Annotated in this window: 9 protein-coding genes and 1 pseudogene; 7 read left to right on the top strand and 3 right to left on the bottom strand. The window is 65.7% G+C overall.

Annotated features, from left to right (window positions below):
• Window positions 1-103: 103 nt before the first annotated feature.
• Entirely contained in the window at window positions 104-1,558 is a 1,455-nt protein-coding gene (locus HAP41_RS35765) for a cell wall hydrolase (RefSeq protein WP_166086278.1), read from the top strand.
• Between the two features lie 108 nt (window positions 1,559-1,666).
• Here HAP41_RS35765 and nadC read toward each other — a convergent pair whose 3' ends face one another.
• From nadC to nadA, 3 genes are read right to left on the bottom strand one after another with little or no spacing between them, the layout of a single operon-like run.
• Window positions 1,667-2,545 (bottom strand): carboxylating nicotinate-nucleotide diphosphorylase, encoded by an 879-nt coding sequence (gene nadC / locus HAP41_RS35760; RefSeq protein WP_166086307.1) that lies wholly within the window; start codon window positions 2,543-2,545, stop codon window positions 1,667-1,669.
• An 11-nt stretch (window positions 2,546-2,556) separates the two neighbouring features.
• A complete protein-coding gene (locus HAP41_RS35755) occupies window positions 2,557-4,164 on the bottom strand; it encodes an L-aspartate oxidase (RefSeq protein WP_166086319.1) in 1,608 nt (535 codons plus the stop codon).
• Window positions 4,165-4,173: 9 nt separating this feature from the next.
• On the bottom strand, window positions 4,174-5,280 hold the full coding sequence (gene nadA / locus HAP41_RS35750; RefSeq protein ID WP_166086357.1) for a quinolinate synthase NadA: 1,107 nt from the start codon (window positions 5,278-5,280) through the stop codon (window positions 4,174-4,176).
• 334 nt (window positions 5,281-5,614) lie between these two features.
• On the opposite strand from nadA, the gene HAP41_RS35745 reads away from it, so the two are divergent.
• The 6 genes and pseudogenes from HAP41_RS35745 to HAP41_RS35715 all read left to right on the top strand — a co-directional run bounded on the left by HAP41_RS35745 (window position 5,615) and on the right by HAP41_RS35715 (window position 12,463).
• Window positions 5,615-6,868, top strand: coding sequence for an MFS transporter (locus HAP41_RS35745; protein ID WP_166086367.1), 1,254 nt, complete (start codon window positions 5,615-5,617; stop codon window positions 6,866-6,868).
• 41 nt (window positions 6,869-6,909) lie between these two features.
• Window positions 6,910-7,896 (top strand): acrylyl-CoA reductase (NADPH), encoded by a 987-nt coding sequence (acuI, locus tag HAP41_RS35740; RefSeq protein WP_166086370.1) that lies wholly within the window; start codon window positions 6,910-6,912, stop codon window positions 7,894-7,896.
• A gap of 112 nt (window positions 7,897-8,008) precedes the next feature.
• Entirely contained in the window at window positions 8,009-8,608 is a 600-nt protein-coding gene (locus HAP41_RS35735) for a hypothetical protein (protein ID WP_166086373.1), read from the top strand.
• Between the two features lie 154 nt (window positions 8,609-8,762).
• Complete coding sequence (locus HAP41_RS35730; RefSeq protein ID WP_028152150.1) at window positions 8,763-8,996, top strand: DUF6894 family protein; 234 nt, start codon at window positions 8,763-8,765, stop codon at window positions 8,994-8,996.
• Between the two features lie 224 nt (window positions 8,997-9,220).
• Window positions 9,221-10,577, top strand: a pseudogene (locus tag HAP41_RS50430) (methyl-accepting chemotaxis protein).
• A gap of 179 nt (window positions 10,578-10,756) precedes the next feature.
• A complete protein-coding gene (locus HAP41_RS35715; protein WP_166086388.1) occupies window positions 10,757-12,463 on the top strand; it encodes a methyl-accepting chemotaxis protein in 1,707 nt (568 codons plus the stop codon).
• Window positions 12,464-12,562 lie beyond the last annotated feature (99 nt).

The raw sequence follows: 12,562 nt of genomic DNA, 5'->3' as shown, positions 1-12,562 counted from the left end.
TTAACGCCCCGGCAACCTAAATTGGATACTGACGATAAAGATCGAATTGTACGGACGTACTGCGGTTCGATTTTTCTGGCGTAAGCGTAGCGTGAGCGTGTCGATGTCAGTGTTGCGTAACCATCCGAAGGGCGCGCGGTTCGCGTCCTTCGGAATCGGTCTCTGCATCTTCGCATTGATGCCGAGAGAGACCGGCTATCAGGATATCGCGTCGTTGCTGGCGCGTCAGCCCGGCGTCGCCGAGCGCTGGCAGAAGCAGGTGTTTTCCGCCGCGTCCTCGATCCAGCTCGCCACCTACAGCTTTTCCCGTCCGATCGGCACGTCGCTTCCGCAGAGCGCGATGGTTCGCCTCGCGAGCCTCGATGGTCGCGACGTCACCGGCGCGATCAGCCGCAATCCTGCGCTTCAGGCGCCGCCGCGGTACCAGGCCGCCGATTTTCCCAAGGTCGATCGCTCCATGAAGGGGGATCGCCTCGCAAGCGTCACGCCCACGCAGGCTCCCGAGACGACCGCACCATCGGCCGCGCCGGCACAGCAAGATCCCGCGACATCGAACAGCTCGGTGTTCGGCGCCAAGACCGCCGCGTTGCCGCAAATCATGTCGCCGGAGTCCGCGGCGGCGCTCGATTCCGAGCTTCAGGAAGCGCTGCGCGCGCCGCCGCTGCCGCAATATTCCAATCCGCCACAAGCCAGCGACGCAGCGCGCGCGTTCGCGGTCCAGCCGCTCGAGGCGCTGAAGCGGGCGACCCTTCCGGACGCAGCGCCGCGCGATCCCTTCCGCGTCAAGACCTCGAACCTGTTTTTCGGGAGCTCCTCGCTCGGCGGCAATCTCGAGAGCATCGAGAGCTGGCAGCCCGGCGCCGAGCCGCTGATCGTGATGCCCGATCCTGATATGAAGGTGACGGCCGCGCTGTCGCCGCCGTCGGCCGAGATCGCCAGGGACATCGAAAGCGGCGAGAGCGTCGCGCCGAAGGGCGAGGTCAACGCCGACAACCAGCGCGCCAGATCGCCGGCGGAGCGGCTCGCGCTCGACGACAAGTCGCGCGCAAAGGCCGAGAAGTGTCTCGCCGAAGCCGTCTATTTCGAATCGCGCGGCGAGGCCGTGCGTGGCCAGATGGCGGTTGCACAAGTCGTGATGAACCGCGTCTTCTCCGGCAAATATCCGGACACCGTGTGCGGCGCGGTCTATCAGAACAAGCACCGCCATTTGGCGTGTCAGTTCACCTTCGCCTGCGACAACAATGCCGACGTGATCCGCGAGCCCGAGATGTGGGAGCGCGCGAAAAAGATCTCGAAGGCGATGCTCGACGGCCAGATCTGGCTGCCCGAAGTGGGCAAGTCCACGCACTACCACGCCTACTGGGTGCGTCCGTCCTGGGTCGCCGAGATGAAGAAGATGTACAAGACCGGCGTCCACACCTTCTATCGCCCGCGCGCCTGGGGCGACGGCAGCGAAGAACCGAGCTGGGGCACCCCGGCCCAGACCGCCGCGCTCTCTGCCGAGCTCGCCCAGGAAGCCAAGAGCTCCGCCGAGATGGGTGTGAGCGAGCGAAGATAATCATTCACGGAAGTTCGTCATGCCCGGGCTTGTCCCGGGCATCCACGTTCTTTGTGTTGCGAGGTGAGGCGTGGATGGCCGGGACAAGCCCGGCCATGACGGTGTGGCTCACGCCTCGATATCCAGCGCGCAGTCGAAATTCGGCGCCGAATGTGTCAGCGCGCCGGATGAGACGTAGTCGACGCCGGTCGCCGCGATGGCCGCGATCGAGTCCAGCGTGACGCCGCCGGATGCCTCCAGCTGGAGGCGCCCTTCGTTGAGCCGCACCGCCTCGCGCAGCGTCGCGAGGTCCATGTTGTCGAGCAGCACGGCATCGGCGAGCCCGGTGCCGAGCACCTCGCGGAGTTGCGCGAGCGTATCGACCTCGATCTCGATCTTGACGAGATGACCGGCATGCGCGCGGGCGCGCTCCAGAACCGGGCGGATGCCGCCGGCGACCGCGATGTGGTTGTCCTTGATCAGGATCGCATCGTCGAGCCCGAAGCGGTGGTTGAAGCCGCCGCCGCAGCGCACGGCGTATTTCTCCAGCGCCCGGAGCCCCGGCGTGGTCTTGCGCGTGCAGCAGATGCGCATTGTCGTGCCTTCGGTCCGCGCGACGTAGTCGGCCGTGAGCGTCGCGACGCCCGACAGCCGGCCGACGAAATTCAGCGCGGTCCGCTCGGCCGTGAGGATGGCGCGCGCCGGGCCCGTGATCGTCAGCACGTGCTGGCCGCGGGCAACCCGTGCGGCGTCGCGGACATGCGCGCGCACGTCGATGTCGGGCGAGAGCTTTTGCAGCGTCGCCAGCGCCAGCGGCAGGCCGGCGATCACGCCGGACTGGCGGGCGACCAGGACGGCCTGCGCCTTGGTCGCCTCCGGGATCGTCGCAAGCGAGGTGATGTCGCCGGCGCGGCCGAGATCCTCGTCGAGCGCGCGATGCACGGCCTCGTCGATCGCAAGCGGCGACAGGAAGGCGTCGGGATAGAGCAGTGACGTCGGGGTGATCATGGGGAACTCCATCAGGCGATCATCGGTCGGGCGGTGCGTGGCAGCGGACGCTCGCTCAGGCGCTCCGCGATCTCACGTGCCTCCGTGAGCGTCGTCATCGTTCTCTGTGCCAGCGTGGGGACATCCGCCGGATGGTCGGAGCGGAAATGCGCGCCGCGGCTTTCGCGCCGCCTCCACGCGGAAGCCGCGACGAGCAGGGCTGATGCCGCCATGTTGCGGAGAGCGATGCTTGCGGGCCCGCGTTCGACTGCGGCGAAGCTGCGCACGGCCTCCGCAAGCCCGTCACTGTTGCGGATCACGCCGACATGCGCGCTCATCATCGTTCGCAACCGCTTCACGGCGGCAGCGTCCGTCATGCCGCCACGCGACGTCACCAACGCATCGGGAAGGCGGGCAGGCGAGGGGATCGCGCGGCCGGCGATGTCGTCGGCGATGCGGGCGGCGTAGACCACGGCCTCCAGCAGCGAATTCGAGGCGAGCCGGTTGGCGCCGTGCGCACCGGTGGACGACACTTCGCCGCCGGCCCAGAGCCCGTCGATCGAGCTTCGGCCGCGCTCGTCCACCGCGATGCCGCCCATGTGGTAATGCGCGGCCGGCGCGATCGGGATGGCCTGCGTCGCGGGATCGATGCCGGCCGCGATGCAGCTTGCATGCACGGTCGGAAATTTGTCGGCGAAGCGCGTGCCGAGCGCCTGCCGCGCATCGAGGAAGGCACCGCGCCCGGCCGCGATCTCGGCGAATACGCCGCGCGCCACGATGTCGCGTGGCGCGAGCTCTGCCAGCGGATGGCGCGCGAGCATGAAACGTTCGCCATCGCCGTTGATCAGCGTCGCCCCTTCGCCGCGCAGCGCTTCCGTTGCGAGCGGCGCCGGGTCGCGCCCGACCATGATGGCGGTGGGGTGGAACTGCACGAACTCAGGGTCGGCGATCACGGCGCCGGCGCGTGCTGCGATCGCAAGACCCGAGCCGCTGGCTTCGAGCGGGTTGGTGGTGACGGCATAGAGATGGCCGAGGCCACCGGTCGCCAGCACCACCGCGCGAGAGGCCATCAGAAGCGGACGTGCAGCGGGATTGCCGGCCTCGCGCAATTGAAGACCGGTGACCGCGCCGTCCTCGGTCAACAGCGCTTCCGCAACGAAGCCCTCGATCAGTCGGATCGACGGCGTGCGGCGCACGGCCTCGCCCAGCGCCGCGATGATCGCGGCTCCGGCCCCGTCGCCGCGCACATGCACGATGCGCCGCGCCGAATGCGCGGCCTCGCGGCCGACCGCGAGCTTGCCTTCGAGGTCACGGTCGAACGGCACGCCATAGGCGAGCAGGTCATGGATTCGTGGCGCCGCCTCGCGCGCGATGCCGAGTGCGACCGCTTCATCGACAAGACCGCCGCCGACGGCGATGGTGTCGGCGGCGTGCGCCTCCGGGCTATCGCCTTCGGCCACGGCCGCAGCGATGCCGCCTTGCGCCCATGCGGACGACGCGCCCTGTCCGAGCGGGGCGGCCGAGATCAGCGTTACCGGCCGCGGCGCGAGCTTCAGTGCACAAAAGAGTCCGGCGAGGCCACCGCCGACGATGACGACGTCATCGGTGCTGCGGGTGAGGTTGTGGATGTTGTCTTGCATGCTTCACTCTCAATTCTTCAGATTGATCATCCGCTCGACCGAGCGCCGCGCGCGTTCCGCGAGCGCGGGATCGATCGTGACCTGCTCGCCAAGCGTGAGCAGGCTGTCCAGAATGTTGGCGAGCGTGATGCGCTTCATGTGCGGGCAGAGATTGCAGGGGCGGAGCATCTCCACGTCAGGCAGCTCGGCGCGGACATTGTCGGCCATCGAGCATTCCGTGATCATGACGAGCCGCCGCGGCCGCCGCTCGCGCACCCAGTTGATCATGTGCGCGGTCGAGCCGGTGAAATCGGCTTCCGCCAGCACATCAGGCCTACATTCGGGATGCGCGATGATCTGCACGGACGGGTCGGCCTCGCGATAGGCGCGCAGCTCCTCGCCCGTAAAGCGCTCGTGCACCTCGCAGGCGCCCTTCCAGGCGATGATCTTCACGTCGGTCTTCGACGCGACATACGTTGCAAGGTAGCGATCGGGCAGGAAGATCACGGTCGGTGCGTTCAGGCTCTCGACCACTTGCACCGCGTTCGACGAGGTGCAGCAGATGTCGACCTCCGCCTTCACGTCCGCCGACGTGTTGACATAGGCGACGACAGGCACGCCGGGAAATTTTTCGCGGAGCAGGCGAACGTCCGCGCCCGTGATGCTGTCTGCGAGCGAGCAGCCGGCGCGCGCGTCCGGGATCAATACCATCTTGTCCGGGTTGAGCAGCTTTGACGTCTCCGCCATGAAGTGCACGCCGCATTGCACGATGATGTCGGCCTTCACCTTGGTCGCTTCGATCGCGAGCTGAAGCGAGTCGCCGCCGATATCGGCGACGCAATGAAAGATCTCCGGCGCCTGGTAGTTGTGCGCGAGGATGACCGCGCCCCGGGCCTGCTTCAGCTCGTTGATCGCCTTGATCATCGGCGCCATCAGCGGCCACTCGATCGGGGGGATCACGTGCTTCACGCGCTCATAGAGCGGCGCAGTGGCCCGCTCGACGTCCGCAGTCCATTCCAGTGAGGGCTTCGGCAGCGCGGGGCCGGTTCGCGCTGGTATGGCGCGCGGAGGGGCGGGGACTTGGCCCTGCGGCCGGTTGGCGAAGTCGTCGGGGCCGTAAATTCCAGTGATGGGCATCGAAGCCTCCCAATGCTAATTATGCTCCATGTGAGTATATATAGGGCCTGAGAAATCCGGCCGAGAGGCCGGTGGGGTTTCGCCAGAGCTTACATATACTCAATCTGAGTAGATCGAAGATAACACGCGCCCGAGCGGGCCGCTAGCCCCAGCCGCACACATTCCCGTCAAATCGCGCTCGGCGCGTCGGGGACAGCCACGATGAAACGCAACGCTCCGGCGGCAGCCCTTCGTGGAACGCAATCATTTTTGACTTGGGATCTTCATGCATCTGCATTAAACGCGTGACTCGCGGTTGCCTATCCCGGATCCGCCAGCGACTGATGAGGAACCCATGTCCACTCAAGCGGGCGAACTCGGTCCGGTCTCGCGTTCCTCCTCCTGGCGCACCCCGGCAATCATCATTCTCTGCGGCTGTGCGATCGGCATGCTCGGCTTCGGCCCGCGCTCGGCGCTCGGCTTCTTCGTGCAGCCGATGAGCCACGAATTCGCCTGGGGCCGCGACGTGTTCGGCCTTGCGATCGCTTTCCAGAATTTGCTGTGGGGATTGGGCCAGCCCCTTGCCGGCGCCGTCGCCGATCGCTTCGGCCTGTTCCGGGTGATGTGCGTCGGCGCGCTGCTTTACGCCGGCGGCCTGCTGCTGATGCGCTATTCCTCGACGCCGCTGTCGCTGAATCTCGGCGCGGGCGTGATGGTGGGATTCGGTCTCGCCGGCTGCTCGTTCAACCTGGTGCTGTCGGCGTTCAGCAAGCTGTTGCCGGCGGAGAAGCGCGGCCTCGCGCTCGGTGCCGGCACTGCGGCGGGCTCGTTCGGCCAATTCCTGTTCGCGCCGATCGGCGTCGCACTGATCGACAATTTCGGCTGGCAGCAAGCGCTCACCGTGTTCGGCTTCCTGATGCTGTTGATCATCCCGTTGTCGCTGGCGCTCTCGACGCCGCCGGTCGCAACCACGGCCAATGCGACGCCAGCGGATGAGCAGACCTTCACGAAAGCGCTCGCCGAAGCCTTCGGCCATCGCTCCTATGTGCTGCTGGTGCTCGGCTTCTTCACCTGCGGCTTCCAACTCGCCTTCATCACCGTGCATCTGCCGGCGTTCCTGGTCGATCGCGGCATCTCGACGCAAACCGGCGGCTGGGTGATCGCGGCGATCGGCCTGTTCAACATCATGGGATCGCTGAGCGTCGGCTATCTCCAGAACTCGCTGCCCAAGCGCTACATCCTCTCCGCGATCTATTTCACGCGCGCGCTTGCGACGCTCGCCTTCATCTCGTTCCCGATCACGCCGTTCTCGGCGATCGCATTCGGTGCGGTCTCCGGTCTGACCTGGCTGTCGACGGTGCCGCCGACCTCCGCGCTGGTGGCGCTGATGTTCGGCACGCGTTGGCTCGCCACGCTCTATGGCTTCGCCTTTGTCAGCCATCAGGTCGGCGGCTTCCTCGGCGTCTGGCTCGGCGGCATCGTGTTCGAAAAGTTTGGTTCCTATACGCCGATCTGGTGGCTCTCGATCCTGTTCGGCGTGCTCTCCGCGCTGATCAATCTTCCGATCGTGGAGAAACCGGTTCAGCGAGCGGTTGCGCAGCCTGCCTGATCGGCTAAACATCCCCTGAAACAAGCCTAGGGAGTTCAGTCGTGGCCACATTCAAGGCGATCCGGATCGACAAGGCGGACAAGGGCACAACCGCCGCACTCACGCAGTTCGACGATGCCGAGCTGATGGATGGTGATGTCACGGTCCGCGTGGAATGGTCGACGTTGAACTACAAGGACGGCCTCGCGCTCACCGGCAAGGCGCCGGTGGTGCGTCGCTTCCCGATGATCGCCGGTATCGATTTCGCCGGCACGGTTGAAACCTCCTCCCATCCGCAATGGAAGGCGGGCGACAAGGTCGTCTGCACCGGCTGGGGCATGGGCGAGACCCATCTCGGCGCCTATGCCGAGAAGGCGCGGGTCAAGGGCGACTGGCTGGTCGCCTTGCCGCAGGGCCTGTCGGCGCGTGACGCCATGGCGATCGGCACCGCCGGCTTCACCGCGATGCTATCGGTGCTGGTGCTGGAGAAGCACGGCCTGTCGCCGAAGAGCGGCCCTGTGGTGGTGACGGGCGCGGCCGGCGGCGTCGGCTCGGTCGCCACCGCCGTGCTCTCGAAGCTCGGTTATCACGTCATCGCCTCGACCGGCCGCGTCTCGGAAGCCGACTATTTGAAAGAGATCGGTGCGGCCGAGATCATTGACCGCAATGAATTGTCGGCGGCGGCCAAGCCCCTCGCCAAAGAGCGCTGGGCGGGCGGCGTCGACAGCGTCGGCTCGACCACGCTCGCGAATCTCCTGTCGATGACGAAGTATGGCGGCGCGATCGCGGCGTGCGGCCTGGCGGCCGGCATGGACCTGCCGTCTTCTGTCGCACCCTTCATTTTGCGCGGGGTGTGCCTTCTCGGCATCGATTCCGTGATGTGCCCGATCGAGCCGCGGAAAGCCGCCTGGCAGCGTCTGGCCTCGGATCTGGACCGGACAAAACTATCTGAAATTACTCATGAAATTCCGCTCGAGGAAGTTTCGGAATGGGGTGCGAAAATCCTCGCCGGTCAGGTCCGCGGCCGCATCGTGGTAAAAATTGTCTAACGGCGTTCAGACTTTACCAACCAAGCTGCTTCAATGTTGCCTTGGTTAGTATGGTAAGCAGCGGGTAAAGAGATAAGGCATCGCCCGCGCTGGGGTTGGTTCGGAGTTGAGCATGCTTGCGCGTATTGTGTTGGGGGCTGTCACGGCGGCAGCGACGTTTGCGCCGGCCATTGCAGGAAGCATGAACGCCGACGAGGCGCGCCGCTTCGTTGCCGGTAAGGTGTTCGCCTTCACCTGTTTCGACGGTACCCGCGGCGCAGGCCGCATCCTGGACGACCTCGGCGCCGCCGGCGCGGTGCAGTTCTCGGGCGCAGGCCCGGTGAAGCATCTCCGCCTGCCCGGCAACACGCTCCAGATCCGCGGGCAGAACGTCTGCGCCTCGATCAAGGGCATTCCGTTCGAGCCCTGCTTCAACCTGGAAAAGACCGACGATCGCAGCTTCCGCGGCTCGGTGTCGGGCATGGGCTTCGCCTATTGCGACTTCCACCACCAGGGCGGCAATCAGATGCTGATGGCCCGCGCGACGGCGCGTCCGCGCTCGCTGCGCTCTTCGGAGCGCACCGGTTCGGTCGCTGCGTCCAACACTGAAGTCGCCGCGCGCGTCGAGACGCCGCGTGTCGAGAGCAGCCGGCTCGAGCCGGTGAAGTCCGAAGCCAAATCGGAGCCCGCCAGGAACGACGCTCCGCTGGAATTGCGCCGCTCGACCCAGTGAGCTGGCTGCGCGGGACCGCCCGCGCATTTTGTCGTTGAAAATATTCATCGGTCACCAAGCCGCCGCGCCGTAGTCATACGGACGGCGGCTTTCATGCCTTGGTAGCGACTCGCGTCCCAGTTTGCGCAGGGCCGGGGGGTGCAAGGGTACTACGATGTCGCTGTATTTCTTTCGCATCAGCACCGGTCGTTATTCCGGCGCCGCCGACCAGCCGTACGAGTTCGAGGATCGCGCCGCCGCCTGGGCCGAGATGAGCGAGGTCTGCGCCAACCTGCTCGGCAGCATCGCGCGCAACCTGAAGCCGAACGCGAAGTGGAGCATGGAGCTGCTCGACGAGAACAAGAAGCCGGTCTTCCGCGTCAGCCTGGTCGGTGAGACCGTGTGCTGATGACCGCGAACGGGCAACCGTTAACGGACGCCAGCGCGTGCAAATCCGCGAGTTCCATTTCATTGCACGTGAAAAGTGCGCAACTGCAGTAGTTTAAGCACGATTTCAGTATTTCTACCCAGGCTGCCGCGGCCACCCTTAACGTTAATGAGTAACCTCGCGGTTAGCCTTCCCGGACTGTTCACGCGCGTCGGCGCGGCAATGCGTATCCGGGGATTATGTCGATGATGTTCATTCAGAACCTGCGAATTGGCACCAAGCTCGCCGTGACCTCGGCACTCACCATCGCGCTCGTCGCGCTGATGATCGTCCTCCAGATGAACGGCGACGCTGCGGTTCAGAAGCTCAGCAATGGGGCATCGGGGCAGCAGTCGATCGCGCAAAGCGCCGCGGAAGCCAAAGCGTCGGTCCGCGGGATGCAGATCGGCATTCGTGACATCCTGAGCTCCACGTCGCCGGCCGAGTTGCAGAAGGCCGTCACCTATTTCAACGATCGGCAGACCGCGGCCCTGAAATTCGCGGACGAGATGGCGAAGCTGTCGCGCTCGCCGGAGAATCACAAGCGGATCGACCGCCTGGTCGTGTTGGTCGGCAATTTCAGCAAGGGGCAACAGCAGATCGAAGCGATCCGCAAGCAGGAGCTCGCCCTGAGCGCGAAGAAGGACGGCGAGGCGGCAGCACCGCTCGCAAAGCTCGTGGCCGAGGTCGACCGCATCCGCAAGGAGATGCTGGCCCGATCAACGAAGAGATATCGGAGCTGACCAACGAGATCATCAACTTTGCCAAGCAGAAGAGTTCCGAAGCCCGCGCCGAAGCCGAAGCTGAGGCCGCGTCCGTCGCGCGGACCTCGTTCGTCGCCGGCGTGCTGGTCGCGCTGGTTCTGATCGGGGCGTGCATCTTCTCCGTCTTCAGCATTGCGCGGCCCATGCGCGCATTGACGGCGGCGATGGAGAAGCTCGCCGGCGGCGATTTCTCCGTGGTGCTGCCGGGCCTCGGGTCGCCAGCGAGGCGGTCGGCCAGGCCCGTACCACGACCGACCGTGTCAGCGAGTTGTCGAAGGCGGCGACGCGGATCGGCGACGTCGTGGAGCTGATCAACACCATCGCCGGCCAGACCAACCTGCTGGCGCTCAATGCCACGATCGAGGCCGCGCGCGCCGGCGAAGCGGGCCGCGGTTTTGCCGTGGTCGCCTCCGAAGTCAAGGCGCTCGCCGAGCAGACCGCGAAGGCGACCGGTGAGATCGGCCAGCAGATCGCCAGCATTCAGGCCGCGACCGAGCATTCGGTCGGCGCCATCAGGGACATCAGCGACACCATCGAGAAGCTGTCGGAGATCTCCTCGGCGATCGCCGCTGCGGTCGAAGAGCAGGGCGCCGCGACGCAGGAAATCTCCCGCAACGTGCAGCAGGCAGCGGAAGGCACCCATCAAGTGTCGTCCAACATCACCGACGTGCAGCGCGGCGCGAGCGAGACCGGCTCGGCGTCCTCGCAGGTGTTGGCGGCGGCGCAGTCGCTGTCCGGCGACAGCAATCGCCTCAAGCTCGAAGTCGGCAAGTTCCTGGGTACCGTTCGCGCGGCCTGACCAAAACCGCAGGGAGAGCCTTGCTCCCTGCGCAACTCTCGGAATGCAAGAGCGGCGTCGATCGCGGTGAAAGCTCCGTGTTTCTACGGCAAACGTGGTTAAGGGAAGCGGAATGGTTTTGGACGAAGTTCATGGGAATTCAGCCGCTTGAGCGGCAACGTCCATGAAGGGCTCCAGTCATGCATTTTCTCGGCCGCTTCCGCATCCTGAGCAAGATCCTCGGGATCGTCCTCCTGCTGTGCGGGATCGGTGCCGCGATCGCCTGGATTGGCGTCTCCGCCCTCAGCGATCTCAGCGAAAAGGCCGACGTGATGTCGACCGCGGTCAAGCGGGCCTTGCTCGCCGCGCGCGCCAACCAGAACGTCATCGCGCTGAACCGCGCTGAATTCCGCAGTGCGCTTGATCCGCGTGACGACAATCGCCTCGCCGCGCGTGATGTCATCAACGCCCAGCTCAAGCAGTATCAGGAGCGTTTCGACGAGGTCAGCCAGACCCCGGACGAGAAGGCCAAGACGCTGCTCCCGGGCGTGCGTGAGGCGTTCTCGGCCTACAAGAGCCAGATGGACACGACGCTCGCGGCCGTCGATGCCGAGAAGTCGGCGAAGCTCAGCGACAGCGCAGACAAGCTGCGCGACATCGCGATGAAGAGCAGGACCGCTGCGGAGAACCTTCAAGGCAAGATCCGCGAACTCGCCGATCGGCTGAATACGCGTGTCGAGGAGAAGAGCAAGGAAGCGCGCGAGCAGTATGAATCGACGTCACGCTTCCTGATCATCCTCGCAGGCCTCGGTGTCATCATCGGCGGCGCGTTGGGCTTCATCATCGGTCAGTACGGCATCGCGCGGCCGATCCGCATGATCGTCGGTGTGCTCCAGGAGCTTGCCTCCGGCCGCTATCAGGTCGAGATCGCCGGCCTTGATCGCAAGGACGAAGTCGGCGAAGTCGCCAAGACCGCGGAAGTGTTCCGGGAGAACGGCCTTGCCAAGATCCGGATGGAAGCCGAGCAGAAGGAGATGGAGCAGCGCAGCGCGGCGCAGCGTCGCCAGGACATGCTCCGGCTTGCCGACCAGTTTGAAACCGCCGTCGGCGAGGTGATCGAGACCGTGAGCTCGGCCTCGACCGAGCTCGAGGCTTCCGCGACGACGCTGACCTCGACCGCGGAGCACGCGCAGCAGCTTGCGACGGTGGTCGCTTCGGCCTCTGAGGAAGCCTCCACCAACGTGCAGTCGGTGGCCTCGGCGACCGAGGAGCTGTCGTCCTCGATCACCGAGATCAGCCGCCAGGTGCAGGAATCCGCGCGCGTGGCGAGCGAAGCCGTCGGCCAGGCCCGCACCACCACCGAACGTGTCAGCGAACTGTCGAAGGCGGCAACGCGGATTGGCGACGTCGTCGAGCTGATCAACACCATCGCCGGCCAGACTAACCTGCTGGCGCTCAACGCCACGATCGAGGCTGCGCGTGCAGGCGAAGCTGGCCGTGGCTTCGCCGTCGTCGCTTCCGAAGTGAAGGCGCTTGCCGAGCAGACCGCGAAGGCCACCGGCGAGATCGGCCAGCAGATTTCCGGCATCCAGTCTGCTACCCAGGAATCGGTCGGCGCCATCAAGGACATCAGCGACACCATCGAACGCCTGTCGGAGATCTCTTCGGCGATCGCGGCAGCGGTGGAGGAGCAGGGCGCGGCGACGCAGGAAATCTCCCGCAACGTGCAGCAGGCGGCGGAAGGCACCCATCAAGTGTCGTCCAACATCACCGATGTGCAGCGCGGCGCGAGCGAGACCGGCTCGGCGTCCTCGCAGGTGCTTTCGGCGGCGCAGTCACTGTCCGGCGACAGCAACCGCCTCAAGCTCGAGGTCGGCAAGTTCCTCACCACGGTGCGCGCCGCCTGAGGGCGGCCGTCCTCACCCCATCATCCGCCGATTGCAGCCGCCGCGCGAGGACGCGTGGTGGTTCGCATGCGTCCACGGCCGATGCCGCGGTGAGAAGGT

Origin of the sequence: Bradyrhizobium barranii subsp. apii, from assembly GCF_011516635.5 — a bacterium.
GTDB lineage: Bacteria > Pseudomonadota > Alphaproteobacteria > Rhizobiales > Xanthobacteraceae > Bradyrhizobium > Bradyrhizobium barranii.
This window is presented reverse-complemented; position numbering and strand designations above follow the sequence as displayed.

Excerpts from the sequence above, each read along its gene's own strand:
- HAP41_RS35765 (WP_166086278.1), top strand. The coding sequence starts at position 104 with ATGTCAGTGTTGCGTAACCATCCGAAGGGCGCGCGGTTCGCGTCCTTC.
- nadC (WP_166086307.1), bottom strand. The coding sequence starts at position 2,545 with ATGATCACCCCGACGTCACTGCTCTATCCCGACGCCTTCCTGTCGCCG.
- HAP41_RS35755 (WP_166086319.1), bottom strand. The coding sequence starts at position 4,164 with ATGCAAGACAACATCCACAACCTCACCCGCAGCACCGATGACGTCGTC.
- nadA (WP_166086357.1), bottom strand. The coding sequence starts at position 5,280 with ATGCCCATCACTGGAATTTACGGCCCCGACGACTTCGCCAACCGGCCG.
- HAP41_RS35745 (WP_166086367.1), top strand. The coding sequence starts at position 5,615 with ATGTCCACTCAAGCGGGCGAACTCGGTCCGGTCTCGCGTTCCTCCTCC.
- HAP41_RS35735 (WP_166086373.1), top strand. The coding sequence starts at position 8,009 with ATGCTTGCGCGTATTGTGTTGGGGGCTGTCACGGCGGCAGCGACGTTT.
- HAP41_RS35730 (WP_028152150.1), top strand. The coding sequence starts at position 8,763 with ATGTCGCTGTATTTCTTTCGCATCAGCACCGGTCGTTATTCCGGCGCC.
- HAP41_RS35715 (WP_166086388.1), top strand. The coding sequence starts at position 10,757 with ATGCATTTTCTCGGCCGCTTCCGCATCCTGAGCAAGATCCTCGGGATC.